Here is a 25,671-nt window from a genome sequence, read left to right as displayed (position 1 = left end):
GACATCTTGAACGGACATTCAAGAAATACCTCAGGGAGTGATTCCGATGGCACAGGCGGCGCGGAGGCTGAGCGGCAAGGTGGCGATCGTCACCGGCGGTTCGCGGGGGATCGGTGCGGGCGTCGCGCGCCGGCTCGCGGAGGAGGGCGCCACGGTCGCGGTGACCTACGTCGCCGCGGCGGATCGGGCGGAGGCCCTGGTCAAGTCGCTGATCGCGGACGGCGGTCAGGCGATGGCGGTGCGGGTGGACGTCGCGGACCGCGCGGCGCTGCGGTCCGCCATCGCCGAGGTCGTCGAGAAGTTCGGGCGGCTGGACATCCTGGTCAACAACGCCGGGGTCGGCGTCATGCGGCCGATCGAGGAGCTGACCGACGCCGACTACGACCTTGTCACCGCCGTGAATCTGCGCGCCGTCTTCACCGCCACTCAGGAGGCGCTGCGCCACATCGGCGACGGCGGCCGCGTCATCATGATCGGCAGCGTCAACGCCGAACGCGTCCCCTTCGCCGGCGGCAGCCTCTACGCGCTGACCAAGGCCGGGGTGGCGGGCTTCACCCGCGGGCTGGCCCGCGACGTCGCCGCCCGCGGGATCACCGTCAACAACGTCCAGCCCGGTCCGGTGGACACCGACATGAACCCGGCCGACGGGCCGTGGGCGGAGTCCGCTCTCCCGCACCTCGCGGTGGGCCGGTACGGCACGGCCGACGAGGTGGCCGGCCTCGTCGCCTATCTGGCGGGGCCGGACGCCGGTTACGTCACGGGCGCCACGATCAACGTCGACGGCGGCTATACGGCCTGATCGGCTACCCGACTACTCATCTTCGTCCTCGTCGTCGAGCCGGGCGAGCCAGGTCGCAAGCCGCTCCACCGGGACCTCGAAGTCCGGGTTCAGGTCCACGAATGTGCGCAGCTGCTCGGCGAGCCACTCGAAGGTGATCTCCTCCTCGCCGCGCCGCTTCTCCAGTTCCTCGATGCCGCGGTCGGTGAAGTACAAGGGGTCGCTCCGGATCGGGTTGAGGGGCGTACGGGCCCAGGATAGAGCGGCCCGGGCCTGGTTCCGGCGAATACTACGCATCGCGTAGTACGCAGTGCGTAGTATGGGCGTTGGGCGCGAAGCGCGCCCTGTTCGCCGGAGACGAGGAGCCTCATGCGCACCAATGACGCCCAGATGCTGGTGCTCTGCACCCTGGCCGATGGACCCCTGCACGGCTACGCCATCAACGCGGCCATTGAGAAGCTGTCGGGCGAACGCCTCGGCCCCGGCAGCCTCTACGGAGCCCTGACGCGCCTGGAGGACAAGGAGCTGATCGAGCCCCTGGCCGGGGAGGGCCGCCAGCGCCCGGTGCGGCTGACGGCCAAGGGGCGCGAGGTGCTGGAGCGGGAGTTGCGGTCCATGGCCGAGGTCACGGACCGGATGTTCGAGGCGGCGGTGCCCGACCGGATCGGCTATCTCGACCGGCTGGCCGGGACCGACGTCGGCCGCTCGTACAAGCAGCTCGTGCTTGACGCGCTGGACATCCGCCCCGGCCACACCGCGCTCGACATGGGCTGCGGCCCCGGCACCGATCTGGCCGCCCTCGCCGAGGCGGTCACCCCGTCCGGGGCGGTGATCGGCATCGACACCGACCCGGAGATGGTGGACCGGGCGCGCGGACGTACGGCGGACCGCCCCGCCGTGGACGTACGGCTCGGCGACGCCCACGACCTCCCCCTCGCGGACGCGAGCGTCGACCGCGCCCGCACCGACCGGACCCTCCAGCACGTCACGGACCCGGCCCAGGTCCTCGCCGAGGCGCGGCGCGTGCTGCGGCCGGGCGGGCGGCTGGTGATGGCCGAGCCCGACTGGGACTCGCTGGCCGTCGACCACCCCGACCCCGAGATCTCCCGCGCGTACACCCGCCACATCACCGACCGGATCGTCCGCAACGCCGTGATCGGCCGCCAGCTGCCCCGGCTCGCAACGGAGGCCGGTTTCGCGGTGCCGACGGTCGTCCCGGTCACCTCCGTCTTCCGCGACGTACGGTCGGCCGACCGGATCCTCGGCTTCCAGCGCAACGCGGAGCGTGCGGCGGCGGCCGGGTACTTCAGTGAGGAGGCGGCGCGGCGTTTTCTCGACCACCTTGCCGAGGGGCCGTTCTTCGCGGCGGTGACGCTGTACGTGGTGGTGGCGGAGGTGGGGGAGGGTCCTTCGGCTGAGGCTTCGGCGTAGTGGATCCTGGGGGCAGTATGGATCCTGGGCGCGGTATATGACAGATTGCGTCATATACCGCAGGGATTCTTGAAGCCATGAAATCCGACCGACTGCTCTCGATCATGCTGCTGTTGCAGACCCACGGACAGCTGCCCGCCGGCGCGCTGGCCGAGCGCATGGAGGTGTCGGTCCGCACGATCATGCGGGACGTCGAGGCGCTGTCGGCGGCCGGTGTGCCCGTCTACACCACGCGCGGGCCGCAGGGCGGCATCGCCCTGCTGCCCGGCTTCCGCACGGACGTCACCGGGCTGACCGCTGACGAGGCCCGCGCCCTGTTCGTACTGCTGGCCGGCCGCGCCCACGCCGATCTGGGCCTGGGGCAGGCGATCGGGTCCGCGCTGCGCAAGATCATGGCCGCCCTGCCCGCCCCGCACCGGCCGGACGCGGACCTGACCAGCCGCCGCATCCTGATCGACCCCGCCCGCTGGCGCGGCCGCCCCTCGCGCCCGGGAGCCGACCTGGCCGTACTCCAGCAGGCCGTGTTCACCGACCGGCGTCTGCGGCTGCGCTACCGGCACGGCCGCGACAGCCGCGTCCGCTCGTACACCCTCGATCCTTACGGGCTGGTCAGCAAGGCCGACGTCTGGTACCTCGTCGCCGACCACCGCGGCGAGCCCCAGCTCTTCCGTGCCGACCGCACCGTATCCGCCACCGTCCTCGACCAGCCCGCCCAGCGGCGCGACGGCCTGGAGCTGACCGACGTATGGAACACCCTCCGCCGCCGCATCGACGACATCCCCGCCCCCGTCTCCGTCACGGTCGGCGTCCGGCGGGAGATCCTGGCCAGATTCCTGCGCATCCACGAAGCCGATCTGGCCCCAGCCCCTGACGCCCTGCGGCCCGCCGCGGAAGCGGACAGCGGCGATCCGGAACGGCAGTTGGCTGAACCGGAGCGGCAGTTGGACGACCCGGAACGACAGTTGGTCGAGCTGCGCTTCCGGTCGCTCGGCGCCGCCGAGGCGCTGCTGATGTTCGGCGCCGACGCGGAAGTCCTCGCCCCCGACGAACTCCGCCAGGCCCTGGCCCGTAAGGCGGCCGAGGCGGCCGCTCTGTACGCGCGGCAGCAGTGATTCAGAGATCCGGAATGTCGTCCAGCCGGCTCAGAAACCGTCCGGGCCACGAATACAGCGCGCCGCTGAGGGAGAGATTGCGCGTGTAGACGCCCTCCAGCAGGATCGCCAGCCCGATGTCCAACCCGTCGAAGCCCCCCTGCCCCGCACCCGAGATGGTGCCCGGATACCGCCACGCCGAGCGCGACATCGTGACGACGGCTCCCTCACGCCGCAGCTCGTGCCGGAGCTTGCTGCCGAGCGCCTGATAGCGGTACGAGCGCTCGGCGACCGCGATCCGCAGCGCCCGCCCGCGCGCGGTCACCGCCAGGTGGCGACGGGTCAGTTTGCCCGTCCACGCGTCGGCGGTCAGGGTCATCATGGCCATGCGCGGCAGGTCGCGGAACTCGATACCGGTGAAGGACATGGGAGGTATGCCGTGTCCTGACACCCAGGCGGTGACGGTTTCCCGGAGCAGGTCCTCCTCCGCCGGACACACCAGCTCGACCGGCCCATAACCGGGCACGGTTCCGGCCCAGGTGTGGGTGGGCCGCCTCCTCAGGCGGCCCTGAGCCGGGCCGCTGTGGTTGAGTTCGAACCGGACTGTCGGCCGGCCCGTGTGCTGGCCCGTGGGCTGGCCGGTGTGCTGGCCGGTGTTCATGCGCGCCCCCTCGACAACTGCGCTGGTCAGACTACCCGCCGTACCCTCGTACCCTCATGCGGCAGAGTGCGCAACGGACTGCGCTCGACGAACCTGCCGACGCGACGGGAGAGGGCACGAGAGGGCACACCCATGGCAACCACCGCACCTGACCTGCGACCGGACCGCGCGCAAGACCGTATCGCCGCCACGATGACGTCCTTACAGGCCGACTTGGCCCGCTCCGAGTCCAAAGCCAGCCTGCTCCTCGCCCTGGCCGGAGCCGCGCTCGTGGCGCTGGGCTCCATGGCGCCCGACCTCCACCCGACCGTTCCGGCCGTCGTGACCGGCGCCCTCGGCACCGCCGCGCTGCTGGCCACGACCGTGATCCTGCTGATCGCGGTGCGCCCGCATGTCGGGGGCAACGACTGGACCAGCTGGGCCGCATTGAGCGACGACCAACTGAGCGAGCGGCTGGCCTCCGGCTTCGAGGTGGAACATGTTCGGTTCATGGCCGAGCTGGCCACGCGGAAGTTCCGTCTGATCCGGGTCGCGGTCGACTGTCTGCTCGCCGGGCTCGGGCTGTTGGCTCTCGCGGCGGTCCTCGTCGCAGCGGCGTGAGCACGTGGTCGCCCGCGAGGGGCCCAGGGTGGCCATGAGCGAGTCAGGGCCGGAGGTGTTCGAGGGTGAACTCCGGCAGGGCGTACGAACCGGCCTGGGGCGAGGCGGGGTCGGCCGGGCGGTCCGAGCCGGGGATGTCGTCGGCGTGGCGTTCCGCGTCGTCGACGGGGACGTAGTCCAGCACCGCCGGGTCGGGGAGCTCCCAGAAGCGGCGGGTGTTGCCGGAGACCGCGTACACCGTGGCGAAACGCGTGGACGCCGGGGCGGTCAGCGCGGCCCGGACGAAGCCGATGGCATCGCGCGGGCTCAGCCAGGTCGCCAGATGCCGGGGCTCGGTGGGCGCATCCTCGAAACTGCCGATACGCAGGCACACCACGGACAGCCCGAACTTGTCGGCGTACAACTGCCCAAGAGCCTCGACGGCCACCTTGCTCACCCCGTACAGCCCGTCGGGGCGGGCCGGCTCCCGCGGCCCGGTGAGATGCCCGGCCGGGTAGAAGCCCGTCGCGCGGTTGCTGCTCGCCAGCACCACCCGCTCGATCCCGGTGCGCCGCGCCGCTTCCAGGACGTGGTGTGTGCCGAGCACATTGGCTTCGAGCAGAGCCGGAAGCGGCGCCTCATCCGCCACACCGCCGAGATGAAGCACCCGGTCGGTCCCCGCGAGCGCCGCCTCCACGGCAGCCGCGTCCCGCAGATCGACGGTGTGCACCTCCTCGTTCCCGGCCTCCGGCCGAAGCGGCACCCGGTCGAGCAGAACCAGCCGCTCCGCCTCGCCCCGCAGCGCCTCCCGCACCACGGACCCGATGTTCCCCGCAGCCCCCGTGACCGCTACCGTCCCCAGGCTCACTACGCCTCCTTCCGGACGGCGGCGCGAGCGGCTTCGCGGCGCTGCCGCTTGCCCAGCGGCGCCTGGGACAGATCCTCGGCGCCGGACCTGAGGTTCTTGTAGCCGTAGCCGCGCTCCGCCAGCCACGCCTTCGCCGCCTCCTCGGCGCGCTCGGTCGCGTCCAGGATGTCCTCCTCGGCCTGCCCCGAGTCCTGGAAGCGGAAGGTGAAGGCGGGCCGAGCCGTGATGTCGTAGCTGAGATGCCCCTCCGGGGTGAACCCCGCGCGCAGCACATCATGCTCGGCGGCGCGGGCCAGAAGTTCGGACCGCTGGTCATTGCTCAATCCGTCGAACACGCCGCGGACGGTGATACGGAACGTACGAGTGGCCATCCCGCGAGCCTATGCAGCGGGATCGGTGTGGCTCCACCGAGTTTTCGCGGCGGAGGATGGGCCGATGACGATCGGGATTATCGGGATCGAGGACATGGCGGCGCGGCTGGTGGAGGTCCCGGGCGTGGTCGGGGTCATGCTCGGCGGAAGCCGGGCCCGGGGCGAGCATGCGCCGGACTCGGACTGGGACCTGGGCGTGTACTACCGGGGCCCGCTGGATGTGGAACGGCTGCGGGGGCTGGCGGCCGAGGTGACCGGCGGGCCGGTGGAGGTCGCGGGACCGGGTGGATGGGGGCCGTGGGTGAACGGCGGGGCGTGGCTGGACGTGGACGGACAGGCCGTGGACTGGATCCTGCGGGACGTGGAGCGCGTGCGGACGGTGTGGGAGGACTGTCGCGCCGGGCGGTACGAGGTGGGGACGCAGGTCGGGCATCCGCTGGGGTTCTGGTCGCCTTGCTATGTGGGCGAGGTTGCCCTGGGGCGGGTGCTGGCCGATCCGGGCGGGGAGCTGGGCGAGCTGCGGGCCGAGTTGCGGGCCGAGGCTGGGCGTTATCCGGAGCCGCTGCGGGACGCGCTGACGGCGGGGGCGGTGTGGGAGGCGGGTTTCCTGGTGTCCAACGCCGCCAAGTCGGCCCGGCGCGGTGACGTGCTGCACGTCTCGCTGTGCTTGTCGCGGGCAGTTGGGCTGCTCGTCCAGGCCCTGTTCGCCCATCACCGCCGCTGGTGTCTCAACGAGAAGGGGGCGATGGCGGCGGTGGCGGGGATGCCGGACACGCCTGCCGGGTTCGTGGGGCGGGCGGCAGCGTTGCTGGGGGATTTGGGCGGCGGGGCGGGGGAGTTGGGGGCGCGGGTGGCCCGGGCGGGAGCGCTGGTGGATGAGGTGCGGGTGGTGGTGGGCGGGTAGCGGACGTTGCCCCAGGGCAGGCCGTATGCCTGCCGGCAACCCCTTCTAGTCAAGTTTGACTAGAAGGGGTCCGCGGCCTACCGTCTGGCGCATGGTCGAGAAGATGATCCCCATCCTCCCCTGCCCGTCGATCCCCGAACTGGTGGAGTTCTACGAGCGCCTCGGCTTCGTCGTGGACCACCTGCAGACCCGCCCCAACCCGTATGCGGCACTCAGCTACGGCGACGACATCGAGCTGCAGTTCTTCGGCAACAAGTCGGTTGTCCCGGCCGAGTCCTGGTCCACCTGCTACATCGCCACCAACCGGGTCGATGAGCTGTACGAGACCTTCCGGGCCCGGCTCAAGACCACCCTCGGCCGCATCCCGACCCGTGGCATCCCGCGCATCGGGCAGCTGAAGGACACCTCGTACGGCATGAGGCAGTTCCTGATGACCGACCCCGGCGGCAACTGCATCCGCATCGGCCAGCCCACCGGCGCCTCCCTCGATCACGCCCCCGCACCGAAGGAGCCCTTCGCCCGCGCGGTGCACAACGCCTGGCTGATCGGCATCTCCAAGGAGGACCCCGCCCAAGCCGCCCGCATCCTCGATCGCGCCCTCGCGAAAGAGACCCCGTCCGGCCCCGCCGAGCACTACCGCGCCCTGATCCTGCGCGCCGACCTCGCATCCCAACTCGACGACCCCGCCACGGCCCGTACCCATCTCGCCGATGCCGCCGCCCTCACGCTCACCGAAACGGAGCGGACGGAACTGGCGGACGAGCTCTCTCGCGCGGCGGACCTCGCGGCCGACCTGGGGAAGGTCTAACGCCGAGGCGCCAGGGGCGACGGAAGAGGGAAGGGCGACGGAAAAGGGAAGGCGGGTTCCAGCGGGCCACTGGCAGGATGTCCGCGTTCAACACTCGATGCGAAAGGACCCGACGACGTGGCTCGTGCCATCACGCTGATCCGCTCCGCTTCCTTGTCCGACGTCGCCGAGTACGCCTATGCGGCCACGGCGCCCGCCGAGTCCCGCCTGATCTTCCTTGCCGGGGCGTGTCCACTGAACGACGACGGCTCGACGGCAGCGATCGGGGACTACGCGGGTCAGGCGTTGAAGGCCGTCGAGAACATGCAGGCCGCTCTCGCGGCCTCCGGCGCGTCACTCCAGGACGTCATCAGCACAAGGGTCCTCGTCGCATCGGCCCGGCAGGAGGATCTGGTGGCCGCCTGGGAGGTGGTCCGGGACTCGTTCGCCGACCATGACGTCCCCAGCACTTTGATGGGTGTCACCGTGCTCGGCTATAAGGACCAGCTCGTCGAGATCGAGGCCGTCGCCGCGGTGCTCGATTCTTGAGGGGGCCGATTCACGGCTGAGGCACTGTGGCCGCGGCTTGCCGAGGGGCAAGAAGCCAGCTATTCCTCGCCAGAGAAACGCCCCCACGCGGACTGGCGGGTCATCCCCAGCGTCTCCCCGATGCGCGCCCAGGTCACTCCCAGCGCACGCGCCTTGAGCACCCATTGAGCGAGGTTTCGCTCGACCTGCGCCCCCGCAGCCGCGATCAGCGGCAGACTCGCCAGCACCGCCTCGGGGCTCGTCACCTGGTCCCACGGGGCGAGTTGCGGTCCGCCCTCCGCGGGCTTCCCCTCGATCACCGTCGAGCAGAGAGCCACGCACTCGTCACAGATAAACACGCCCGGTCCGGGCACGAGCGTCCCGACCTCGGTGTTCCGCTTCTGACAGAACGAGCACGCCGCGATCACGGACTCTTTTGCCGCGGGCGACATCCGATCACCTTCCCCTCCGTGTCAGGTACTTCCTGACGGCGTCAGGCGTGACCTTGCAGCGTCAGGAAGTGCCTGACAACCGGAGTCGTGCAAACCTGCGTGGGCTCGCCGGAATCGGCCTTTGGGCACACGCCCTGGTGCGCCACCCCCTCCGGCCAATCCCGGGTCTACCAGGACGGCCGCGACCAGAACCTGCGCGGCGAGCAGGTCGCTGCGCGGCGCGTCGAACTCTCGCGCGCTGCCGGATCGGGTCCCCGCGTGCCCGCCTTTGACCTCCGGAACTGGGCCTACCGTCCCTGTCGTTGGTGAGTTCAGGCGGGGTAGGCCGTCGGTACTCGGGCGCGCGCCACGGCTCGGTGCCCAGCGGCGGTACGCATGAGTTTGCGGTGGATATGAGACGGCGACACGCCGACGCCACGGCGTGTCCGTGTCCTGTATCCACCGCAAATCCGCTTACGGTTCGCGTGACTCGGGGGCAGATGAATGGGGATGGCGGTTTGCCGCCCTCAGGCGTTTCTTTGGGAGCGTCGATATTGTTCCAAGAGGTCCTTGGCGAACAGCGTCCAGGGATGAGCCGGACCGAGTACCCTGGTCCGGCCTTCTACAAGTTCCTCCGCGTGCTCGAGCGCCTCTGTGAATTGGCCGAGTGCGCCCAGAATCATGCTTAGCGTTGATCTGGCGTTCAATGCGATTGGGTAATCAGAGCCAAAGCGTTGTACGTACTTCGCAAAGGCCGAGCGGACGTATGGTAGCGCCTCAGTGTTTCGCTCGCCGTGATGGAGCGCGCACGCATAGTCGAGCTCCGCGCCCAGCGTGATGGTGTGGTCTTCTCCTAGCTCGCGACGGCAATCCGTGACCACGGTCGAACCTGCGGTGGCCTCGGTCGGCTGTGTGGTTTGATCCAGCAGGGATGACCGTGCAAGAAGTGTCAACGGATGTACAGGTCCGTATAGTTGGGCGTACCCCTCTGCTGCGCGCCGAATCAGCGCGATGCCATCCGCTTCACGGTCAAGGTTGATCACGGGACTGGCGAGCTTCAAGCAAGTTCCGTGAGTTTCCGATGCCTCTGGACCCAGCGCCCGTTCGCAGTCTTCCAGTAGGTTGAGGTACAGGGCCTCGGACTCCTCGAATCGGCCAAGTCGAAAAAGAGCCCGCGCCACGCGCTGACGCAACCTGATAACCAACACATGGTCTTTGCCCAGCCGGGGATTCACCAGCTCCACAGCTTCACTGCTCAACGTGAGTGCTGAGGCATAGTCGCCAGCCCTGTGGACAGCAGTGACGAGCCGAAGAGCGCACTCCGCCGCAGCTTCCACCGTCGATTGGCTGGGTGCCCAATTCGCTGTTCTCCGCAGTAGCGCGATCACATGCGGCGCAAGCAGGTTCACCCGGGGTTCCTGCGCGCCTCGGTCAGGCACCTCAGGCAAGACAGCGAGAAGCAGGCGGGCGGCCGCGGCCGTGAGTTGCTCGCGCTGGTCAGCAGGCGTGGTTCGGGCCACGCTGTCGAGGAGTACGCCGTGGGTGCGTAGGCAGCGCATCTCCCCAGGTACGAGCTCGGTAAGGGAGTGATCAAGGAGTCCGCGCAGCGCTGATTCCACGCGGAATGCCGGGAGCGTCGGTTCGAGCTCGGCCCCGGAGAGAACCGACAGCGGCAACGGATCACTGGACCAGCAAGCGAGGAGGCTCAGCAGGCGGCCCGCTTCGGGCAGGCCTTGGGTGGCGAGAGCATCGAGGGAGAGCTGCCAGGTGTGGCTGAGCAGGTGACGCGAGTCACCGCCGACGGCTGCGGCGCCCTGGTCGATGAGCTCGATGGGATCGGTGGGGCTGAGACCGGAGCCGCCGCCGTCCAACTGGCGACTGTAGTCCACGAGAGTCCATGGGTCGATCACCTGGTGGGCAAGGAATCCGCCGGCCAGGGTGAGTGCCAGGGGCAGCCGTCCGAGGCGGTCGGCGACCTCAGCGGCGTCTTCGACCGATCCGGCATGTGGCGCAAGGTCGCGGAGAACGAGAGCGGCATCCTCGCGCGGAAGTACGCCGAATTGCAGGAGCTCGGCACCAGGCCACCAGTGAGCTGCTGCTTGTCGGGTCGTGACGACGACAGTGCCGGTGGGACTGGTGCGCAGCCAGCCGCCGTCGCGGAGGATGGCCGGGGTATCGGCATTGTCGAGGACCAGTAGCCAGGGCTCGTCGGAGTGGTCGAGGTAGTGCCACACGAGGTCGGCGGCCGGGCGCAGTCCGCTGCGTGCGCCCATCAGTTCGCCATCGGTGGCTCCGCGGTCCGCTGCGACGGCGAGCATGCCGGAGCGTAGGGAGGCGGGGTCGGATGCGTTGACCCACAGCCCGAGTCGACCGGCCTCGCCGGTGGCGTGGTGGAAGAGCGCATAGGCAACCGCGGTCTTGCCGCATCCGCCGAGGCCGTGGAGGACGTAGACGCGGTTGCCGACGCCGGGTTCAACGGCGGCCCGCAGCCGGTCCATCTCCCCGACTCGGTCGCGAAGCACTGCGGGAGCACGGCCGACCGCCGGGCGGCGTACGGAGTCGGGCCCCGACCACTCGGGGGCGTGATGGTGGTGCTCGGTGATGTGCTGGTCACCGGAGGCTTGGTAGACGCGACCTTGGCCATCGGCCCAGGCGTCATTGCGGCCGCTCATCGTGGGCCGAAGTTCTGGTCGCGGCCGGCCTGGTAGACCCGGGCCTGACCTGCGGCGGTGGCATGCTGAGTCACCGATGGGACTTCGAGCGTGTGCGGCGCGAGTTCGTTCAACAGCGTCCGCAACGCCTCCATCTCCTCGGGATGGGCCGCGAGCAGCCGCCGGACGCGCCCCTGCCACTCTGCGCCCAGCTCTTCGCGGGAGTCGAGGTCGCCGTCGGCCTGCGCGGCGAGCAGGTCGCTGCGCGTCGCTTCGAGCTCGGCGGAAATTGCGTCGGACCGGTCCGGCTGAGCACGACGCCACAACGAGGCGAAGCCTTCTCTGACGCTTTGCCACGCCTCGGTTGTCAACATGGTGACCAGGGTCGTCCCTGCCGTACCCGCCAGCGCGACCATCTCCGGATCCACGAACTCGCCCCTCCAACCAGCCGCTGTTCCGTCGTCCCAGCCTAGCCAGCGAGCCGGGCAAATGCAGCGGAGCTGGGGCTGTCGAGGGGATCAGTAGTCGCGCAAGGCGTCGACCAGGGTGCGCGCTTGAGGTGCGCCGCGCCGCAGGAGCAGCGCTGCGGTGGTGTGCAGCTCGTTCCAGGCATGGGGGCGGCTGACAGTCGTGGCGTCGGCGATGAAATCGAGAGCGGCGTGTGTGGCTTCCTCGAAGTGACCGGCTGCGGCGAGGGCATGGGCAAGATAGGCGCGGTACCGGGATCGGTCGCGCCGATATTGTGCGGGGAGGGCGCTGATCCCAGTACGCAGAAAATCGGCGGCGGCATTCCAGCGACGCAGGTGCATCTCGGCCATGCCGCGTTGCAGCGTGAACCAGTTCTCCCCGTAAAAGTACATCCACGGTGGCTCGTTCTCGGGCTCTTCGGCGGCACGGTTGATGAGGTGCTGTGCCTTGTCGAGCAAGTGGTGGGCGGTGTCCGCGTCGCCGCTTAGTGCTTGGCCACGGGCCTCCATCTGGACAGCCATGCCCTGCATGCCGAGAGATGTTCCGTTGTAGGCCCTCCCTGCGGCCTGGGCCAGTCCGATGCAACGGCGAGCGTTGCCCTCCGACCAGGCGAGGTGAGACTTCATGCTGAGGGCTGTAGCCGCCATGTTGTGGTCGAGGGCTTCTAACGCCCAGTCGGAGGAGCGGTCGTACCAAGCGAGGGCCGCCGGTGCGTTGCCTTGGTCCTCTGCCATCCAAGCGAGGAATTGGGCGTGTTCCGAAGCGAGGCGCACCACACGGGTCGCCAACTCGCCGGACGCGCCGACGTACAGATCTGTCACGGTTCCCAACTGCCGACGCACGACGCCAATGAGTGGCCTCGACCCGAGCGTGTCCTCTGCCTGGCGATACTCGGCGAGAAGGCGTTCGAGCCAGTCCAATGTCGCGTGGTCGACGCGTGTTGGAGATGCCACGGTTTTGGTCAGCCGGTCAAGCAGATCAGGATCGGGAGCAAGGCTGTCGGACCTGAGCGAGGGGACGGGCGTCGGAGTCGGTCGCACACCGCCGGTGAAGAGCTCGACTGGGATGCTCAACCCCTCGATGATGCGCTGCCGGACCTCTGTCGAAGTGACGCAGCGCCGTCCGCGTTCGATCTCGGAGATATCTGACTGCGCCAGTCCTACGAGCGCGCCGAGTTGGGTCTGGCTGGTGCCCGTCAGCTGTCGCCACACCCGGAAGACCTGCTGCCAGTTCTCGTCGCCGGCTGCGGCGGCCAGCCGGGGGTGCGTCCACAAGTTCGATGCGGGTTCTGGTGCCGACTTGTTCACCATGGTTTCGACTATAGGGCGGTGCTATAGGGAACTGGGCTGGTCGGCGACGGCTACCCCTCGAAAAGGTGGATCTGACGCAAGACAGCCCGAACCAGTCCGGAGCCGCCATCTCATGTCCGCGATGACGATCAAGGTGTACAAGGTCAATCCCGAGACGGGGAAGCGGACGAGTGTCTGCTCGTGGTCGTGCCCGCCGATGGCCTACGGCGATCCCTTCAGCCTGTCGTCCGTCTGGCCGCTATGCGAGTGCCCGCGCTGCCGACATCGGGACCGGGGAGGCGCCTGGAGCCGTGCGTTGGAATCGACGAAAGGAAGGAAAGCTGATGGGTAGCCATGGAAAGCCACCAGCCCCGAACCCCCAGCCGAAGGAGCCGTCGCCGAGTGACAGCGACAGTCAGCACCCGGATGTGTCGAAGCCGGGTGGCGGGACGCACCGCAAATGACCCTCGATGAACTGCGCGTTCAGGCCGCCGAGATCATCGGCGGCCTGGACGGGTTTCCCGCGCCCTGGATGCGCGAGACCTTCCTCAAGGTGCCGCGCCATGCGTTCGTGCCCAACACCGTATGGGTTTGGTGGGAGGACGCTTACCGACCGCTTCGCGCCGCCGACGAGCCGGACACGTGGGCCGCGTTGGTGTACGACCCGCTGCACCCCTTGGTCACACAGGTGGACGACGGGCAGGTCGTCGGCGGAGACGCGGACGCGCGAGGAGCCCTGCCCACCAGCTCGATCAGCGCCCCGAACGCGGTGTTCACCATGCTCGCCGCCGCCGATGTGCGCCCCGGTCTGAAGGTGCTCGAAATCGGCACCGGCACCGGCTACAACGCCGCGATGCTCTGCGAGCGGGCCGGGGAGGCGAACGTCGTGTCGGTCGAGGTGGACGCCGGGCTGGCGGAGGGGGCCGTTCGACGGCTGGCCGCAGCCGGGTATCTGCCGCGCGTGGTGGCGGGCGACGGGGAGCGCGGCTGGGCGGATGGGGCGCCGTACGACCGGGTGTTGTGCACGGCGTCGCTGCACCGCGTTCCGTTCGCGTGGGTGGAGCAGACCCGGGCCGGTGGCCTGATCGTCACGCCGTGGAAGACGACGCTGCAGCCTCATGGGATGGCCTGCTTGCGGGTGTCGGAGGACGGTCGTTCCGCGAGCGGACACTTCGGGCGCCCGATGTCGTTCATGGATCTGCGGGGTCAGCGGCGGCCGGAGTTCCCGCTGAAGGGCGTGTACACCGCCGAGTCCTGGGAGGAGAGCCGCGACAGCCGTACCGATCTCGACCTGTCGTTCATGGACGACAACTTTCACGCTCGCTTCGCGTTGGGTCTCCGGCTGCCCGGTGTGTATGCCGATCGGGACGGTGACGCGTGGTGGTTCGCCACAGCCGACTCGTGGGCGTATGTGTGCGATGGCAGTGCCCAACAGTGGGGCCCGCGTGACCTGTTCGCGGAGGTGGAGGGCGCGTATCGGTGGTGGCGGGCGGCCGGGGATCCGGAGTTGTACGAGTTCGGGCTCACGGTGACCGCTGACCAGCAGGTGGCATGGCACATGGACCCGGATCGTGGCCATCAGTGGGAGCTGCCCCTCTGAAGTGGCGGTGGCCCGACCAGGACACGGACACGCCGACGCCACGGCGTGTCCGTGTCTCGTATCCAGGGCTCAGGCGGCGTGGAACTCCCCGCGCTTGACGGCCTGCACGAACGAGGTCCAGGTTGCGGACTCGAAGACCAGGGCCGGGCCCTCGGGGTTCTTGCTGTCGCGGAGCGGGACTATCCCGGGTATGCCGTCGACGACCTCAACGCATGAGCCTCCCTGGGTGGCGCTGTAGCTGGACTTGCGCCACACAGCCGTGCTCAGGTCGGGGGTGGTTGGCATGAGTCGCAGACCTCCATGGCGGCTTGGATCAGCCCCGTCGAATCTTTGGGCGACGGTCGTACGCCCGTGCGAATGGTAGGTCTGCTGGTACCCATCGCGTAATAGATGTGCGACGGAAGCATCCAACAGTGAGGCCCGCGCGACGGCCGGGGAGCTGCCACCGCCCGCCAAATTGACCCATGGAATCGACGCCTGAATGAACCATCCGATGGGTCTTTCGGCGACCTAGCTTTGTTGGTGTCAAGGGGACAACCGCCACAAGCAGCTAGGAGCCACCGTGAACATCAACAGCACCACCACCGCCCCCGTCCTCGTCCGCGCCGAGCAGGCCGAGACGCTTCAGGACGGCGCCACCAGCCTGATCACGCTGCTCGCCGACGCGGGCGTGACCGGCGGGGCGCTCACCGCCAACAAGGCGACCTTCGAGAAGGGGTCACCCGGGGCTCCGGCGCACTTTCACACCAAGGCCACCGAGATGTTCTTCGTGCTCGACGGCACGATGCGGATCCTGGTCGGCGACGAGGTGCACACCCTCGGCAAGGGTGACTTCCTGACGGTGCCGCCGACCGTCCCGCACGCGTTCGCGCCGGCGGCGGACAGCACCGCGGAGCTGCTGGTGGTGTTCACGCCGGGGCTGCACCGCTTTGACTACTACCGGCTGCTGGAGCGCGTGTACCGGGGCGAGGCAAGCGTGCAAGAGATTCGCGAGAGCTCCGAGACGTACGACAACCACTACTTCGAGAGCCCCGTGTGGCAGGCCGAGCTCGCCGGGCGCCGTACGACGCACTGAGCCAGGGCCGGGAGACACGGCCCCACCACCCCTTCACCACACCCCCGTCCACACACGCCGAAAGCAGGCTTTGCCATGCCCTCCACCAGTACCCCCGTGCCGTCGCCGCCCCGGCGGCTCGGCCTCACCCTCGCTCTGCTGGCGTTCGCCCAGCTGATCATCTCGATCGACTACAACATCGTGTACGTCGCCCTCCCCGAGATCGGCTCCGGCCTCGGCTTCTCGGCCGCCGACCTCCAGTGGGTGATCAGCGCGTACGCCGTCGCCTTCGGCGGTTTTCTGCTGCTGGGCGGCCGGGCGAGCGATCTGTTCGGGCCGCGCCGGATGTTCGCGCTGGGGCTTGGGCTTTACGCGGTCGCCTCGCTGCTCGGCGGGTTGGCCGGGACGCCGGCGCTGCTTGTCGCGGCCCGTGCCGTACAGGGGGTCGGCGGGGCGTTTCTGTTCCCCGCCACGCTGACGCTCGTCTCGACGAGTTTCCCTGAAGGGCGGGAGCGCAACCGGGCGTTCGCGGTGTGGGGAACGGCGGGTGGCAGTGGCATGATCCTCGGGTCGCTGCTGGGTGGTGTGCTCACCGACGCGTTCGGCTGGGCGTCGGTGTTCTTCGTGAACGTGCCGCTCGCGGGGCTCGCCGCCGGGCTGACGTACGTACTGATCGCCCCGGACGCCCCGCGCGCCGGTGGCCGTTCGTTCGACATCGCCGGGGCGCTGACCTCCACGGTCGCGGTCGCCGCCGTCGTGTTCGCGCTGGTGCAGGGGCCCGAGTCGGGCTGGACCTCGCCGGCCGTGCTGGGTTCGGCGGCTGCCGGCGCGGTGCTGCTGGCGGTGTTCGTGGCGGTGGAGTCGCGCAGCGCGGATCCACTGTTGCCGCCGCGCCTGTTCGCCAACCGCAATCTGAGTGTCGGGACCGTGGTCACCTTCTTGTACATGGGGACGTTCGGCACGCTGATGTACTTCCTGACCGGCTACTTCCAGGGCGTGCACGGCTACGACGCGCTGGCCGCCGGGCTGGCGTGCCTGGTCCCCATGGTCGCGATCGCGGTCGGCTCGCAGACCGCCGGCCGCCTGGCGACGCGGTACGGCATTCGCGCGGTGCTGATCGCGGGGCTGGCGGTCGGTGCGGTGGGCACGGTGGTGGTCGGGGCCTCGATGGCCGTCGACGCCTCGTACCTGGCACTGGTCCCCGGGCTGGTGGTCATGGGTCTTGGCCAGGGCGCGGGCTACACCTTGATGTTCGGGGCCGCCGCCCTCGGGGTGGCGCCCCAGGAGCAGGGCGTCGCATCGGGTGTCGCCTCGACCAGCCAGCAGGTCGGCGGCGCGGTGGGGCTCGCCCTGCTGGTCGCGGTCGCCAATGCGGGCCTCGACGGGCAGCGCGGCGAGGCGCTGCGCGTGGCCACCACGGATGGGCTGCGTACAGCGGTCTTCGTCGCGGCGGCGGGGATCGTGGTCACTGCTCTGGTCGCGCTGGGGCTGCGTCGGCCCGCGCCGGAGCGGGTGGCCGAGCGTGCCACGGGAGTCGTCGACCCCCGGCCTGTCGCCCATGTCTGATGTGGTGACGGTTGTTGACACGGCGGCGGCGCCCGCCACCCACACCGGGTGGCGGGCACCGCCGCCGTCGCCTACAGGTGCGGGCGGGCGACACCTTCGATCCGCCCCCACCCGGGTGGGTCGGCTCCGGCGTCGCGGCGTCAGCGGGTCCGTCAGGCATGGGCACGGCTGAAGACGTGGCGGGCCGAGCACGGGCTAACTCCGCAGCTGAGCTGTGAACAGCGGCTCCAGGGCGTTCAGCATGAGCGTCTTGGCGCGTTCGCCTCCGCCCGCGACCCTGCCGGCCATCGCCAGCGACACGCATCCGTGCAGGAAGGCCCAGACGGTGTCGACCGCCCCGCCGGGGTCGGCCAGCTCTGCGTCCCTCGCTTCCGCGATGCTCTGCAGGGCGATGCGGAACGTCCGAAAGGCTGTCTTGGCTTCGAGGGGGGTTTCGGCGGTCCCGAACGGCACCCCGTCCATGCCGTTCATCGCCTGGTAGAGCTCGGGCGAGGCGAACGCGAATGTCCAGTACGCCTCGGCCATCGCGGCCAGCCGCTCCTGTGCCGGGGCCTGTGCGGCCACCTTCAGCTGGTCGGTGAGCTCGGCGAAGCCGACCATCATCAGCTCGATGAGCAGCGACTCCTTGCTGGAGAAGTACTGGTAGAGGATCGGCGCGGTGTATTCGAGCTGGTTGGCGATGCGGCGGATCGTGACCGCGTTCCAGCCCTCTTCGGCTGCGATGCCCCTGGCCGCTTCCAACAGCCGCGTGCGCATCTGCTGACGCTCCCGTTCGCGCCGCTTCCGGCTGGCGCTCTGCTCGGGCTGCGCGGGCTTGGCTCTGGTCGTCACCTTCGTCCTTCCCATTGACGCTCTTCCCGTTGACGCCCCATCCTATCGTCGTTCTAATATCTAACAATGGTAGATCTCGGAACGTCGTTAAGGAGTGAAGCGTGATCGTCGTCTTCGGCGGTACCGGCAAGATCGGCCGCCAGATCGTGGCTCAGCTACGCAACGAAAAGCACGCGGTGCGCGTGGCCACCCGCGATCCCTCCTCGGCGAGGTTCGCCGGGGACGTCGAGGTCGTCGCGGCCGACCTGCGCGACCGGCACTCGCTCGTGCGGGCCGTCACCGGCGCCAGGGCGATCGTCTGCACCGCTCAGGGAGGTGGCGGAAAGGGAGCGAACGGCCCCCAGGGAATTGAGGGCGCGGGCATCCCGAGCCTCATCGCCGTTGCGCAGAACAGCGCGATCGAGCACTTCGTGTACTTCTCGACCGCAAGCGCCCGCGCCGACAGCCCGGTCGAGTTCTTCCGCCTCAAGTACGACGTCGAGCGCACGCTGCGCGCCAGCGGGCTGCCGTTCTCGATCCTGCGGCCCACCCACCTGATGGACACCTGGGTGGAAATGCTCGCAGAGCCGATCACCAAGAAGGGGAAGGCCTTGGTGCTCGGCTCGGGCGCCAACGCGGTGTCGTGGGTGGCCGGCACGGACGTCGCCCGGGTGGCGGCGGCGCTTGCGGTACGCCCGGGTGAAGGCTGGTCCGCCGACCTCGGCGGCCCCGAGGCGCTGACGCTCACCCAGGTCAACGAGCTCATCGCGGCTTCACTGAGTACGCGAATCAGGAGCGAGAACAAGATGCCGCTCGGCATGCTGCGGACGATGAGCATGCTGATGAAGCCGTTCAACCAGGTCCTTGCCCGGCAGATGCAGATGGGCGTGGTGCTCGACACGCAGCCTCAGGTCGTCGACTCCAGCGCGGTCTGGGCCCGATACGGCCGGCCGCTGTCGCTGTCGGCCTGGCTGGAGCGCAACCGGCCGGGCGTCAAGGAAGGCGCCTGATGCACACCTCCGAATCGGGACGCTCTCCATATCACCGCCGTTCGGGCCGTCTGAGCGCCGTGCACAACCAGCGCCAGCGCAGTGGCGACGGAAGGCGATTCTGGAGTAGGGATCGTGGTCGCTCCCGGCCCGTCGCCCATGTCTGACGTGGGGACGGCCACTTCCCCGGCAAGAACCAAAGGACCAGGGCCACCGCCTTCCGCCGCCACCGCCTGTCGTATCCTCGCCGGGAACGTCGCGGCCGGGCCGGTGAGCTGAGCATTTCCGCAGCTAGGGGAGGGCGGCCGCTCCCATCAGAAAGTCTTTATGGGGGGATTGGGAGTCCAGATGTCCTACCCGCCGCCTGTCACCCCGGGCAGTCCGAATCCGAATCCGTACCCTCATCCTCACCCGTATCCTCAGCAGCCGCCGATGCCGCCCACACCACCACCGGGCGCCGCCTTCCCATCACCGGGCGCAGCCGTGCCGCCCCCTGGCATAGCCGTCCCGCCTCCCGGACAGGCGCCCTGGCCGCCGCAGCCCCCGCCGAGCGGGGGTTCCGGAGGTGGTGGCGGCCGGAAGGTGCTGGGTTCGGTGCTCGCTGCCGTCGGAGCGCTGCTGCTCATCGGCGGCGGCGCGCTCACCGCGCACGCGTACAGCAACGCCCAGCAGGAGCTGCCGAATTACGAGTACGGCAACGTGCTGTGGCGCGACGAACCGGTGGACAAGGTGTTCCCGGCGACGCTCGGCGGCCGTGGTGGCTACAACGGCGGGCTCTACGACCGTAAGCAAGCGCTGTGGAACCGCGTCGGGATATCACCGGAGACCGACTGCGACAAGGGCCTCACGCGCGAAACCCTGAAGGCCGCCAAGGACAATGGCTGCAAGGCGGTCCTGCGCGCCACATATGTCGACTCCACCGGGAACATGGTCGCGACGGTCGCGCTCGTGGTGCTGCCCGAGGGCCCGGCCGAGGGCGGGCCGAAGGAGAAGGTCGTCGCGGTCTACGAGGACAAGCGTGACACCGAGGGCGCGGTCGCCCCGTACGCGGTGCCCGGCACCCTGGCCGCCAAGTGGAAGGACCGCAACGGCGCCTACGTCACCGCGGCGTACGGCGAGAACCTGCCGTACGTCCTGGGTGCCAGCATCGGCTCCGTGGACGGCTACGTCGCGGGTGTTCTGCCCGGTGAGTGGGGCGATTACGGCGGCAACGACACCGACCACGAGTCCTGGCACGCCAACGCCGAAGACCTCGTCGGTCTCTTCCGCGCCCATGTCGATCGCCTGCAGATGGGAGACCCGCGGTGAGCACCCGGTCCACCCGATCCACCCGGTCCATACGCAACGCCGCCGTCAGCGGTGCCGCCCTGACGGTCCTCATAGGCGCGGCTCTCTCCTGGGGCGCCGTCCCCGCCGCGGCCGCCGAGAACGCCCCGGTCGGCTGGGAGTCGGCGGCCCTCGGCCTGCCGGCCGCTCACCGGGTCACCCAGGGTGAGGGCGTGACCGTGGCGGTGCTGGACAGCGGCATCAACCCCGACCACCCGGCGCTCAAAGGCCGGGTGACCAAAATCGGCCCCGATTTCTACAACTCCGACGGCCTCAAGTCCGGTGACGCCGGGTACGGCGAGCACGGGACCGCCATGGTCTCGGACGTCCTCAAGGTCGCGCCCAAGGCCAAGATCATCACGGCTCGGGTGATCAACGACAGCGATGAAGTGAAGTTCGAGCGTCTGAAGGACGGCGTCACTCCGCTCGCCAAGGGCATCGATTTCGCGGTGGAGAACAACGCCGACGTGATCTCGTTGTCCCTCGGCGGAGGCCTGTTCGGCGACCTGGACGGCACCGAAGTGTCAGCCATAGCCCGCGCTGTGCAGAAAGGCGTCACCGTACTGGCCAGCGCGGGCAACAGCGGAGACGAGCTCAACGACGGCAACTTCCCCGCGGGATACGCGGAAGTGATCTCCGTCGCCGCGACCAAGCCCGGCGGACAGCGCGCCGACTTCTCCACGGTGCGTACCCACAACACCATCGCCGCCCCCGGCGTCGACATCAACAGCGCCGACAAGGACGGCGGCTACCGCCAGGTCAACGGCACCTCCCCGGCGGCGGCGCTCGCCGCCGGTGTCACCGCGCTGGTGCTGGCGAAGAACCCGGACCTGACCCCGGCCCAGACCCGCGCGATCCTGATGCGCACGGCCGACCGTCCGGCAGGCGGGCACAACGCGTTCGTCGGTGCTGGTCAGATCAACGCCGCGGCCGCGGTGCGCGCGGCGGCGAACCCGCCGAAGGTCGACACCGCGCCGAAGCCGTACAAGGGAAGCGCCAAGCACTTCGCGTCGCCCACCGGCACCAGCAGGATCTCCCATCCACCGATGGAGACGGAGATGCTCGCGATCGGCCTCGGTGCGGCCGGCGGTGGCGTGCTGCTGGTGACGTGGGGCCTGCTGCTGTTCCGCAAGAGCAGGAGACAACGAGCCGCGGCCTGAGGCGGCGCGGGCGTGGGAAGCGAGGGCTCCGGCAGGAACGCGGCCTGCTGAGTGGCAGGAGGAGGGGGCACCCGCACCCAGAAGCGCCCCGAAGGAGGACGTCATGTTCCGCCACTCGATACGCACGCTTGTGATCGGCCTCTGCACGTTGACAGCGGCCGCGCCGGCTGCCACGCCCGTGGCCCTGGCGATGGAGGTCGGTCACCGGCAGGGCACGCACCCTGCCGCCCGGGCCGTGCACCCGCGGACTCTCTCCGACCTGGCCACCGCCATGAAGGGGGAGGCGTTCGCCTACGCCTCCTACAGCCTCTTCGCCGTCGAAGCCGACCGCCAGGCATACCCGGCCGTCGGCAAGCTCTTCCGCGGCACGGCGCGGACCGAGCTGAACGAGCACCTGCGCCAGGCCGCCACCCTGGCCGGAACGGTCGGATCGAACGCGGCCAACCTGCGCCAGGCCATCAACGGCGAGACCTACGAGCACCAGGTCATGTACCGCGGCTTCGCGGCTCAGGCCCGCACGGACGGTGACCTGGCGGCTGCCAAGCTGTTCACCGAGATCGCCGCGGACGAAGGCCGCCACCGCGGCGCCTACCGCACCGCGCTCACGGTCGTGACCACCGGCCGCGGCACCATCCCGGCGCCGCCGAAAGCCGACATGGTACCGGTGCCCGCGGGGCCGCCGAAGGTGAAGGCCGACCGGACGAAGGCCAACCTCGACACCGCGATGCACGGTGAGGCACTCGCCCATGCCAAGTACAGGCTGTTCGCCGCCCGTGCGCGGCAGACCGGCAACATCGCGCTGGCCCGACTGTTCGAGGGCACCGCCCGCGTCGAGCTGCATGAGCACTTCGCCGGCGAGGCGGTCCTGGCCGGTCTGGTCCGCACCACGAAGACGAACCTGCGCAAGGCCGTCACCGGAGAGCGCAACGAAGCCACCGTCCTCTACCCGGGCTTCGCCAAGCGGGCCACCGCGGTCGGCGACACCGCCGCCGCGCGCTACTTCCGCGACACCGCCGCCGACGAAGCCAAGCACGCGGCGGCCTTCCAGCAGGCACTCAACCGGCTGCACTGACCGCCTCGGCCGCACCCGGAGACCGGCCGCACATCACGCGAGGCGGTCCGGCGGCCGACGCCTCGCACAGGCCGGCCGGACCGCCCCTGACGCGGCTGTTGCCGCGTTACCGCCCGGGGCCGGACCGGCTTGTCGAGAAACGGCCCTGCCAGGCGGCCCTCGCACCCGAGTCACCGATCCGGTACACCTGGATGACCGCGCCGACGGCCACGACCAGGGCGATCACCAGCGCCACGACACGCACCGGCAGGGCAGAGGCCACCCGGGCCACCGTGGACGCCCCGCCCACGGTGGGGCTGTCGCCCTCCCCCCTGCGCCCCTCCCCCCTGCGCCCCTCCCCCCTGCGCCCCTCCCCGCTGCGCTCTCGGTCTCGGCGAAGGCCGAAGTGGCCGAGCAGCCATACGACGACCGTCAGCACGAGCAGGGCGATCGCCCATGGAGTGAGACTGGGGCCCATTTCGGCGTGCTCCTCCAGTAGCGACGTCTCCCGCACTCGGTCTTCCAGCCACTCGCCGGATTCGGTGGTCAGCACGACCAGAACAAGAGTGACCACCCCCATGATCGGAAGCACCAGGCTGAGCCTGCGTGCCGCCGCAGGCCACAGCGCACAGATCACGAGAGCCAATGCCGTCAGCGGGACCAGCACCGCTGCGCCGTGAACGAAGAGCGGATGGCCGGGAAGGCCGTTGATCAGCCCGACATTCACGGGATCTCCTCCGGCAGGCGCGCACAAGGCGCGTTCGGTCACATATCTATTGCTTCGGGCATTGTGTGGCAGATGTGTCGAGGTGCGGAGGGCGTGCGCGCGTATGGAGCAGTGCCCAGGGGCGATGAGCTCGGCTGAACGGTCGGTTGTCGCCGGCGCTTCGGGTCATGGGGCCAAGGAGAAGTAGCTCTCCTCTTCCTGGGAGAAATGCAGTCGCAGGACGGTGTGCAGTCCGTAGAGACAGGAGCGCAGATCGTCGAGTTGTCCGGCGTCCAGGCCGCCGCGGGCGTGGGCCAGGTGCAGGTGCGTGGCGATACGCCGGGAAAGACGCTCGATCTCGGTATGGGCACGGCTCATGGTGGCGGTGGTCTCGGGACCGCCGAGCATGGGAGCGAGCGCGGGATAGAGCTGGTGCTCCTCGGCGTACTCGTGCGGCAGGAGCCGTTCGGTCAAAAGCCGGTGCGTCTCCTCGACGGCGGCGAGTGCCTTCGGGCCGGGGCTGTCGGAGAGGCGGTCGGCGGCGGCGCGTACCGCCTCGAGGACGTCCTGCAGGTCGTCGTGTTCGGCCGCGAAGCGGTGGATGAGCGCTTCGGCGGCCGGGGTGAGAGCTGGTCGCGCCGCCTGGTCGACGCGCAGGGCCCGCAGGGCGTTGAGGATGACCGCGACGTCGATGCCCTCCTGGAGCAGGGCGCCGGCGGCGGGCGGGAGCAGACCGGCGGCGGCCGCGGCCATGGCGGCGAGCGACATCAGCATGCCGCCCAGCGCGCTCTGCACGGCGATGCGCCGGGCGCGTTCGGCGATGGCGACGGCATCGGCGAGGCGGTCCACGCGGTCGGTGGTCAGGACGATGTCGGCGGCTTCGGAGGAGGCGGTGGAGCCACGGGCGCCCATGGCCACCCCGATGTCCGCCGCGGCGAGCGCGGGGGCGTCGTTGACGCCGTCGCCGACCATGACGGTGACGGCGCGGTCGCGTTCGGCGCGGACCGCGGCGACCTTGTCCGCGGGGCCGAGCTCGGCCCGTACGCCGTCGAGACCGAGGACGGCGGCGACCTCGTGCGCGGGCTCGGCCCGGTCACCCGTGAGCATTATGATCCGCTCGATGCCCGCCGTCCGCAGGTGGCGCAGGGTTCTGGGGGCGTCGGAGCGTATCGGATCGCGCAGGAGGACGGCGCCGGCCACGTGCCCGTCGACGGTCAGCCAGGCGACGGCCGCACCGTCGAGCAGTGCGCGGTTGTCCACGCCTCTGGCCCAGGACGGCGCAGTACCCGCGGTGTCGATCCGGCCGATGGACGCCCGATGCCCGTCCACGGTGCCCGAGGCGCCCCGGCCGGGGTCCTCGGTGACGTCCGCCGCCACGGGCAGCTCCAGTCCGCGTTCCCGGGCGGCGTCGACGATGGCATGGGCCAGCACATGCGGGGAGTACTGGTCGACTGAAGCCGCCAGGCGCAGCACCTGCGCCGGCTTCCACCCCGGTGCGGCAGCGACGTCAAGGACACGAGGACGGCCGCCGGTGAGGGTGCCGGTCTTGTCCAGCAGCACGGTGCGGGCTCGGCCGAGGTTCTCCAGCGCGCCGCCACCGCGGATCACCACACCCAGGCGTGAGGCGCGGGACAGGCCGGAGACGATCGCGACCGGCGCGGCCAGCAGCAGCGGGCACGGGGTGGCGACCACCAGGACCGCCACCGCCCGTACCGCGGAGCCGCTCAGCAGCCAGGCCAGCCCGGCCACCGCCAGGGACAGCGGCAGGAACCAGGCCGCGTACCGGTCGGCCAGGCGAACCACGGGAGCGGACTCCGCACCGGCCTGCCGAGCCAGCCTCACGATCTCGGCATAAGCGCTGTCCTGCTCAGTGGCGGTGGCCCTCAGATTGAAGGCGCCGCCCGCGTTGACCACCCCGCTGCGTACGGCTTCGTCCCTCGGCCGCTCGATGTGCAGGGCCTCCCCGGTGAGCACCGACTCGTCCAACACGGCGATGGCGCTCTCCACGCGGCCGTCGACCGGGACCACTTCCCCTGGGCCCACCACGAGCAGATCACCGACTTCCACCTCGGCAAGCGGCACCGTGCGCGCCCCGGCGTCGGTGAGGCGTCGGGCCGTGCGCGGCGCGCGTTCCACAAGGGCCCGGACATCGTGGGAGGCGCGCAGTTGAGCTGCGGCTTCGAGAGTGCGGCCGGTGGCCAGCATCAGCGCGATCAGCGCGCCGGCCAGGTACTCGTGCACGGCCAGGGTGCCGCCGAGGGCCAGAACCGCGATCAGGTCCACGCCCGCGCGACCGCGCCGCAACGCGGCCACGACCCACCCCACCGCCGGGACAATGGCGGACACGGTCCCCAGGCCCCACAACAGGTCCGCGAGGCTGCCGGCACCGACGGCCCAGGCCACACCGCCGGCCGTCAGAGCAGCTGCCGTGACGGCGAGGAGGGACGGCTCCAGACGCGCGGAGACGGCGGCTGCCGAACGGCGAACCGGCCCTGCGGCGGCGAAGTAGTTCATGGGCGCACCTCTGCTCCCATCCTCGGCCTGAGCCCGGTCCATCACATCTCGGCGCCGG

The 25,671-nt window shown here is 70.0% G+C and carries 26 protein-coding genes; 14 read left to right on the top strand and 12 right to left on the bottom strand.

Annotated elements, in window-relative coordinates; genetic code table 11:
* Positions 1-46 precede the first annotated feature (46 nt).
* Positions 47-799 carry a 3-oxoacyl-ACP reductase family protein gene (locus ACH4U7_RS26650; RefSeq protein ID WP_398530363.1) on the top strand — a complete coding sequence of 251 codons (753 nt, stop codon included), beginning with the start codon at positions 47-49 and terminating at the stop codon, positions 797-799.
* Between the two features lie 12 nt (positions 800-811).
* Here the strand turns inward: ACH4U7_RS26650 and ACH4U7_RS26645 are convergent, their stop codons facing one another.
* Positions 812-994: a DUF6104 family protein gene (locus tag ACH4U7_RS26645; protein WP_014176503.1), complete on the bottom strand. Its 183-nt coding sequence runs from the start codon at positions 992-994 to the stop codon at positions 812-814.
* A 153-nt stretch (positions 995-1,147) separates the two neighbouring features.
* Here ACH4U7_RS26645 and ACH4U7_RS26640 point away from each other — a divergent pair, with 153 nt between their 5' ends.
* On the top strand, positions 1,148-2,209 hold the full coding sequence (locus tag ACH4U7_RS26640; RefSeq protein ID WP_398530362.1) for a methyltransferase domain-containing protein: 1,062 nt from the start codon (positions 1,148-1,150) through the stop codon (positions 2,207-2,209).
* Positions 2,210-2,286: 77 nt separating this feature from the next.
* Positions 2,287-3,321, top strand: a complete 1,035-nt coding sequence (locus tag ACH4U7_RS26635; RefSeq protein WP_398530361.1) for a helix-turn-helix transcriptional regulator — start codon at positions 2,287-2,289, stop codon at positions 3,319-3,321.
* A 1-nt stretch (position 3,322) separates the two neighbouring features.
* Here the strand turns inward: ACH4U7_RS26635 and ACH4U7_RS26630 are convergent, their stop codons facing one another.
* The gene (locus ACH4U7_RS26630) at positions 3,323-3,961 is read right to left on the bottom strand and encodes a hypothetical protein (RefSeq protein WP_398530360.1); all 639 of its coding nucleotides are present in this window, start codon (positions 3,959-3,961) and stop codon (positions 3,323-3,325) included.
* 192 nt (positions 3,962-4,153) lie between these two features.
* Between ACH4U7_RS26630 and ACH4U7_RS26625 the strand changes: the two genes are divergently transcribed.
* Positions 4,154-4,561, top strand: coding sequence for a Pycsar system effector family protein (locus ACH4U7_RS26625; protein WP_398530359.1), 408 nt, complete (start codon positions 4,154-4,156; stop codon positions 4,559-4,561).
* Positions 4,562-4,604: 43 nt separating this feature from the next.
* Here the strand turns inward: ACH4U7_RS26625 and ACH4U7_RS26620 are convergent, their stop codons facing one another.
* Complete coding sequence (locus tag ACH4U7_RS26620; RefSeq protein WP_398530358.1) at positions 4,605-5,408, bottom strand: NAD-dependent epimerase/dehydratase family protein; 804 nt, start codon at positions 5,406-5,408, stop codon at positions 4,605-4,607.
* Positions 5,408-5,779, bottom strand: coding sequence for a DUF6204 family protein (locus ACH4U7_RS26615; RefSeq protein ID WP_398530357.1), 372 nt, complete (start codon positions 5,777-5,779; stop codon positions 5,408-5,410). The genes ACH4U7_RS26620 and ACH4U7_RS26615 overlap by 1 nt, the downstream gene beginning before the upstream one ends.
* A 64-nt stretch (positions 5,780-5,843) precedes the next feature.
* On the opposite strand from ACH4U7_RS26615, the gene ACH4U7_RS26610 reads away from it, so the two are divergent.
* The 3 genes from ACH4U7_RS26610 (at position 5,844) to ACH4U7_RS26600 (ending at position 8,019) form a co-directional block, all read left to right on the top strand.
* A complete protein-coding gene (locus ACH4U7_RS26610) occupies positions 5,844-6,683 on the top strand; it encodes a nucleotidyltransferase domain-containing protein (RefSeq protein ID WP_398530356.1) in 840 nt (279 codons plus the stop codon).
* A gap of 91 nt (positions 6,684-6,774) precedes the next feature.
* Positions 6,775-7,491: a VOC family protein gene (locus ACH4U7_RS26605; RefSeq protein WP_398530355.1), complete on the top strand. Its 717-nt coding sequence runs from the start codon at positions 6,775-6,777 to the stop codon at positions 7,489-7,491.
* Positions 7,492-7,608: 117 nt separating this feature from the next.
* Entirely contained in the window at positions 7,609-8,019 is a 411-nt protein-coding gene (locus ACH4U7_RS26600; protein ID WP_398530354.1) for a RidA family protein, read from the top strand.
* A 59-nt stretch (positions 8,020-8,078) separates the two neighbouring features.
* Here the strand turns inward: ACH4U7_RS26600 and ACH4U7_RS26595 are convergent, their stop codons facing one another.
* The 4 genes from ACH4U7_RS26595 to ACH4U7_RS26580 form a co-directional block, all read right to left on the bottom strand.
* Positions 8,079-8,450 carry a ClpX C4-type zinc finger protein gene (locus ACH4U7_RS26595; protein WP_398530353.1) on the bottom strand — a complete coding sequence of 124 codons (372 nt, stop codon included), beginning with the start codon at positions 8,448-8,450 and terminating at the stop codon, positions 8,079-8,081.
* Between the two features lie 506 nt (positions 8,451-8,956).
* Complete coding sequence (locus ACH4U7_RS26590; RefSeq protein ID WP_398530352.1) at positions 8,957-11,101, bottom strand: tetratricopeptide repeat protein; 2,145 nt, start codon at positions 11,099-11,101, stop codon at positions 8,957-8,959.
* Complete coding sequence (locus ACH4U7_RS26585; RefSeq protein ID WP_398530351.1) at positions 11,098-11,508, bottom strand: hypothetical protein; 411 nt, start codon at positions 11,506-11,508, stop codon at positions 11,098-11,100. The genes ACH4U7_RS26590 and ACH4U7_RS26585 overlap by 4 nt, the downstream gene beginning before the upstream one ends.
* A 90-nt stretch (positions 11,509-11,598) precedes the next feature.
* Complete coding sequence (locus tag ACH4U7_RS26580; protein WP_398530350.1) at positions 11,599-12,858, bottom strand: helix-turn-helix domain-containing protein; 1,260 nt, start codon at positions 12,856-12,858, stop codon at positions 11,599-11,601.
* Positions 12,859-13,297: 439 nt separating this feature from the next.
* On the opposite strand from ACH4U7_RS26580, the gene ACH4U7_RS26575 reads away from it, so the two are divergent.
* Positions 13,298-14,437, top strand: coding sequence for a methyltransferase domain-containing protein (locus ACH4U7_RS26575; protein WP_398530349.1), 1,140 nt, complete (start codon positions 13,298-13,300; stop codon positions 14,435-14,437).
* Positions 14,438-14,506: 69 nt separating this feature from the next.
* On the opposite strand, the gene ACH4U7_RS26570 is transcribed toward ACH4U7_RS26575, so the two are convergent.
* A complete protein-coding gene (locus ACH4U7_RS26570; RefSeq protein ID WP_398530348.1) occupies positions 14,507-14,722 on the bottom strand; it encodes a DUF397 domain-containing protein in 216 nt (71 codons plus the stop codon).
* Positions 14,723-15,005: 283 nt separating this feature from the next.
* On the opposite strand from ACH4U7_RS26570, the gene ACH4U7_RS26565 reads away from it, so the two are divergent.
* On the top strand, positions 15,006-15,512 hold the full coding sequence (locus tag ACH4U7_RS26565; protein ID WP_398530655.1) for a cupin domain-containing protein: 507 nt from the start codon (positions 15,006-15,008) through the stop codon (positions 15,510-15,512).
* 75 nt (positions 15,513-15,587) lie between these two features.
* Positions 15,588-17,057, top strand: coding sequence for an MFS transporter (locus ACH4U7_RS26560; protein WP_398530347.1), 1,470 nt, complete (start codon positions 15,588-15,590; stop codon positions 17,055-17,057).
* A 195-nt stretch (positions 17,058-17,252) separates the two neighbouring features.
* On the opposite strand, the gene ACH4U7_RS26555 is transcribed toward ACH4U7_RS26560, so the two are convergent.
* Entirely contained in the window at positions 17,253-17,888 is a 636-nt protein-coding gene (locus ACH4U7_RS26555) for a TetR/AcrR family transcriptional regulator (RefSeq protein WP_398530346.1), read from the bottom strand.
* Positions 17,889-17,989: 101 nt separating this feature from the next.
* Between ACH4U7_RS26555 and ACH4U7_RS26550 the strand changes: the two genes are divergently transcribed.
* The 4 genes from ACH4U7_RS26550 (at position 17,990) to ACH4U7_RS26535 (ending at position 22,414) form a co-directional block, all read left to right on the top strand.
* Positions 17,990-18,877, top strand: a complete 888-nt coding sequence (locus tag ACH4U7_RS26550; protein ID WP_398530345.1) for an SDR family oxidoreductase — start codon at positions 17,990-17,992, stop codon at positions 18,875-18,877.
* A 573-nt stretch (positions 18,878-19,450) separates the two neighbouring features.
* Positions 19,451-20,164 (top strand): hypothetical protein, encoded by a 714-nt coding sequence (locus ACH4U7_RS26545; protein ID WP_398530344.1) that lies wholly within the window; start codon positions 19,451-19,453, stop codon positions 20,162-20,164.
* Entirely contained in the window at positions 20,161-21,342 is a 1,182-nt protein-coding gene (locus ACH4U7_RS26540; protein ID WP_398530343.1) for a S8 family peptidase, read from the top strand. Before ACH4U7_RS26545 ends, ACH4U7_RS26540 begins: the two co-directional genes overlap by 4 nt.
* A gap of 103 nt (positions 21,343-21,445) precedes the next feature.
* Positions 21,446-22,414: a ferritin family protein gene (locus tag ACH4U7_RS26535; RefSeq protein WP_398530342.1), complete on the top strand. Its 969-nt coding sequence runs from the start codon at positions 21,446-21,448 to the stop codon at positions 22,412-22,414.
* A gap of 106 nt (positions 22,415-22,520) precedes the next feature.
* On the opposite strand, the gene ACH4U7_RS26530 is transcribed toward ACH4U7_RS26535, so the two are convergent.
* Positions 22,521-23,120, bottom strand: coding sequence for a hypothetical protein (locus ACH4U7_RS26530; protein ID WP_398530341.1), 600 nt, complete (start codon positions 23,118-23,120; stop codon positions 22,521-22,523).
* Positions 23,121-23,285: 165 nt separating this feature from the next.
* Positions 23,286-25,613: a heavy metal translocating P-type ATPase gene (locus tag ACH4U7_RS26525; RefSeq protein ID WP_398530340.1), complete on the bottom strand. Its 2,328-nt coding sequence runs from the start codon at positions 25,611-25,613 to the stop codon at positions 23,286-23,288.
* Positions 25,614-25,671 lie beyond the last annotated feature (58 nt).

The organism is Streptomyces sp. NPDC020845 (genome assembly GCF_044334165.1).
Taxonomy (GTDB): Bacteria; Actinomycetota; Actinomycetes; order Streptomycetales; family Streptomycetaceae; genus Streptomyces.
This window is presented reverse-complemented; position numbering and strand designations above follow the sequence as displayed.

What these genes read in the sequence shown, in the direction of transcription:
- ACH4U7_RS26570 (WP_398530348.1), bottom strand. Translation starts at nt 14,722, where the DNA reads ATGCCAACCACCCCCGACCTGAGCACGGCTGTGTGGCGCAAGTCCAGC.
- ACH4U7_RS26525 (WP_398530340.1), bottom strand. Translation starts at nt 25,613, where the DNA reads ATGAACTACTTCGCCGCCGCAGGGCCGGTTCGCCGTTCGGCAGCCGCC.
- ACH4U7_RS26605 (WP_398530355.1), top strand. Translation starts at nt 6,775, where the DNA reads ATGGTCGAGAAGATGATCCCCATCCTCCCCTGCCCGTCGATCCCCGAA.
- ACH4U7_RS26650 (WP_398530363.1), top strand. Translation starts at nt 47, where the DNA reads ATGGCACAGGCGGCGCGGAGGCTGAGCGGCAAGGTGGCGATCGTCACC.
- ACH4U7_RS26535 (WP_398530342.1), top strand. Translation starts at nt 21,446, where the DNA reads ATGTTCCGCCACTCGATACGCACGCTTGTGATCGGCCTCTGCACGTTG.
- ACH4U7_RS26635 (WP_398530361.1), top strand. Translation starts at nt 2,287, where the DNA reads ATGAAATCCGACCGACTGCTCTCGATCATGCTGCTGTTGCAGACCCAC.
- ACH4U7_RS26580 (WP_398530350.1), bottom strand. Translation starts at nt 12,858, where the DNA reads ATGGTGAACAAGTCGGCACCAGAACCCGCATCGAACTTGTGGACGCAC.
- ACH4U7_RS26575 (WP_398530349.1), top strand. Translation starts at nt 13,298, where the DNA reads ATGACCCTCGATGAACTGCGCGTTCAGGCCGCCGAGATCATCGGCGGC.
- ACH4U7_RS26590 (WP_398530352.1), bottom strand. Translation starts at nt 11,101, where the DNA reads ATGAGCGGCCGCAATGACGCCTGGGCCGATGGCCAAGGTCGCGTCTAC.
- ACH4U7_RS26640 (WP_398530362.1), top strand. Translation starts at nt 1,148, where the DNA reads ATGCGCACCAATGACGCCCAGATGCTGGTGCTCTGCACCCTGGCCGAT.
- ACH4U7_RS26615 (WP_398530357.1), bottom strand. Translation starts at nt 5,779, where the DNA reads ATGGCCACTCGTACGTTCCGTATCACCGTCCGCGGCGTGTTCGACGGA.
- ACH4U7_RS26630 (WP_398530360.1), bottom strand. Translation starts at nt 3,961, where the DNA reads ATGAACACCGGCCAGCACACCGGCCAGCCCACGGGCCAGCACACGGGC.
- ACH4U7_RS26625 (WP_398530359.1), top strand. Translation starts at nt 4,154, where the DNA reads ATGACGTCCTTACAGGCCGACTTGGCCCGCTCCGAGTCCAAAGCCAGC.
- ACH4U7_RS26610 (WP_398530356.1), top strand. Translation starts at nt 5,844, where the DNA reads ATGACGATCGGGATTATCGGGATCGAGGACATGGCGGCGCGGCTGGTG.
- ACH4U7_RS26560 (WP_398530347.1), top strand. Translation starts at nt 15,588, where the DNA reads ATGCCCTCCACCAGTACCCCCGTGCCGTCGCCGCCCCGGCGGCTCGGC.
- ACH4U7_RS26595 (WP_398530353.1), bottom strand. Translation starts at nt 8,450, where the DNA reads ATGTCGCCCGCGGCAAAAGAGTCCGTGATCGCGGCGTGCTCGTTCTGT.